Annotated in this window: 6 protein-coding genes; all 6 read left to right on the forward strand. The window is 26.5% G+C overall.

What is annotated here, in order from left to right; all coding sequences use genetic code 11:
- On the forward strand, positions 1-813 hold an 813-nt coding region (locus tag IC213_RS20240), incomplete at its 5' end, for a hypothetical protein (protein ID WP_227863573.1).
- A 99-nt stretch (positions 814-912) separates the two neighbouring features.
- Positions 913-1,440 carry a spore protease YyaC gene (gene yyaC / locus IC213_RS20245; RefSeq protein ID WP_227436810.1) on the forward strand — a complete coding sequence of 176 codons (528 nt, stop codon included), beginning with the start codon at positions 913-915 and terminating at the stop codon, positions 1,438-1,440.
- The gene (locus IC213_RS20250) at positions 1,437-1,679 is read left to right on the forward strand and encodes a hypothetical protein (protein WP_227436809.1); all 243 of its coding nucleotides are present in this window, start codon (positions 1,437-1,439) and stop codon (positions 1,677-1,679) included. Before yyaC ends, IC213_RS20250 begins: the two co-directional genes overlap by 4 nt.
- Positions 1,676-1,933, forward strand: coding sequence for a hypothetical protein (locus IC213_RS20255; protein ID WP_227436808.1), 258 nt, complete (start codon positions 1,676-1,678; stop codon positions 1,931-1,933). The genes IC213_RS20250 and IC213_RS20255 overlap by 4 nt, the downstream gene beginning before the upstream one ends.
- Before the next feature lie 10 nt (positions 1,934-1,943).
- Positions 1,944-2,153 (forward strand): hypothetical protein, encoded by a 210-nt coding sequence (locus IC213_RS20260; protein ID WP_227436807.1) that lies wholly within the window; start codon positions 1,944-1,946, stop codon positions 2,151-2,153.
- A 74-nt stretch (positions 2,154-2,227) separates the two neighbouring features.
- The coding region (locus IC213_RS20265; RefSeq protein WP_227863574.1) for a PD-(D/E)XK nuclease family protein at positions 2,228-2,384 on the forward strand (157 nt) is incomplete at its 3' end.

Raw genomic sequence — 2,384 nt, forward strand, 5'->3', positions numbered from 1 at the left:
ATTAATGAAATAAAAGATTTCTTTGACATTTCAAATCAACCAATGTTAAGAAAAGGATTTAGAGTAAAGAAAAAAGTAAATAAAATAGATGATATTAAGGACATACAAATAGAATTACTTCCTACTCCTAAAAAGCCATATGTATATAAAACTTTTCAACAAATCCCAATCAAAGAATGGAAAAATGAAAACATATCTTTTGAAGTTCTTAAAGCATATCAAATACATTACAATCCATATGAAAATCAAATAATAATTCCTCACTTCTGTTGGCATGATAAAGAAAGACCTGTTGGTATTAGAGTTAGAAACTTAGATGAAGATAAAGCTAAAAATTTTGGTAAATATATTCCATTATGGTATGACAATAAGTGCTATAATCATAGACTTAGCCTTAATTTATATGGACTAAATGTCAATAAACAAGTCATAAAGAAATGTAAAAAAGTAATAGTATTTGAAGGTGAAAAATCAGTATTACAGATGGCCACTATGTATAAAAATAATCCTTCTGTAGCTATATGTGGTAGTAATTTCAGTAGAGAGCAAAAAAAGATGTTAATAGATTTAGGTATTGAAGAATTAATCATAGCTTTTGATAGGCAATTTAAAATTAAAGGAGATGAAGAATATATTGCATGGAGAGCTAAGATATATAAGTTGGTTCAAGATATTAAAAATGTAGTGAATATAAGTGTAATATGGGATAAATATAATTTATTGGGTTACAAAGATAGTCCTAGTGATAAAGGAAAGACAGTATTTGAAAAATTGTTAAAAAACAGAATTAATATAGAACACTTTGTTAAATAATAAAAAAGTAAAGGAATTAATTTTATGAGAAAATTTTTATTGTTTAGGGATTTACTAGCAGATGTTGAATAAAATATGTGTTTTAATAGGAGGTGTTATATGGAAATATTAAAAATAAGTTATAACAATATAAATGTTATATCAAAAACATCAGAGAAATTAAGAAATATTGTAAATGATGATACTTTAATAGTATGTATAGGAAGTGATAGAAATTTAGCTGACTCATTAGCCCCTATGGTTGGAAGTATATTAAAAAGGTCTGCTATTAAAAACCAAATATTTGGAGTGCTTGGAGATGCAATACATGCTGTAAATCTGGAATACAAAATACAGTCAATAAAAAATAAATATCCAAATTCGAATATATTAGCCATTGATGCTGCTTTAAGCAAACATTCAGACAAAGGTACAATTATAATTAGGGATGAGCCTGTTAAACCAGGTCTAGGAGTTCATAAGAAATTACAAGCGGTTGGCGAATATTCAATAATTGGGGTTGTAGGTAAAAATGAATATGATATATATAATTCTTCAGATAAGAATCTCATCTTAGATTTAGCTGATATTATATCGAAATCTTTAACATCAATATTATTAGAAAAAGAAGAAAGGATGATTGTATGATACAAGAAGTCAGACAGGAAATACAATTAAAAAATGGGTATATATTATATACAGGAGATATTGTAAATGTAAAATATAAACTAGAAAAAGACAATGAAGAAAAAAATTATAAAGGAAAAATTAAATATGCATGTGAAGCATTCATCACACTAGATACAAGCTCTAAGTATAATTCATCAGAAGAAACAATTTGTGCATATACGATAATAGATATAAACAAGGTGGGTGATGAAAAATGAAAAAAATAATTAATAGCAAATATAGAGCCTTATATTTAGTAATGCTTTTTCTGATTTTTAACTTTACATATAGTCTATATTTTGGAAAGAACACAGAAATCGGATTTTATTCTAGCCCAAGTTGCATAGAAGAGTATCTATTGGATATCATAACCTCTATAGGAATATTTTTCTCAATGATGTTAGCTGGGTTTGACGTTACAGAAAACTTTATAAACAGTTTAAGGAATTATTGTGAAGAAGATGTGAAGTGAGGTGAATTAATTGGAAATAAGAGATTATATAAGTAAAATAGAATTAAATGACATGCCAATAACTTTAGACAATGAATACATGTTAAATGAAATAAACATATCTGAATATGGGAAAATATTTGCGGTAAAGGACACATCAGGAAAGACATCTTATTACACCGAAATAGAATTTAATAAACGTTTTAGAGGAATTAATAGCATCCTAGAGAATATTATTTAGTATATATTCTTTAGGAACTGAGGGTTGAGGGCTATTAATTAATAGCTCTCTATTTTTTTGAAAGGGGAGAGTTAATGGAAAAGGAACTATATAGTTTCAGTAAGTTAAGTGCATTTCACACATGTCCATTTCAGTATTATCTTACATATATTAAAAATTTAAATCGAGAACAAAATTGTTATGGTTATTATGGAAATGAGTTACATAGTTTATTAGAACAATTACAACAAG

The sequence above is a fragment of the Clostridioides sp. ES-S-0049-02 genome, assembly GCF_020658465.1.
Taxonomy (GTDB): Bacteria; Bacillota; Clostridia; order Peptostreptococcales; family Peptostreptococcaceae; genus Clostridioides.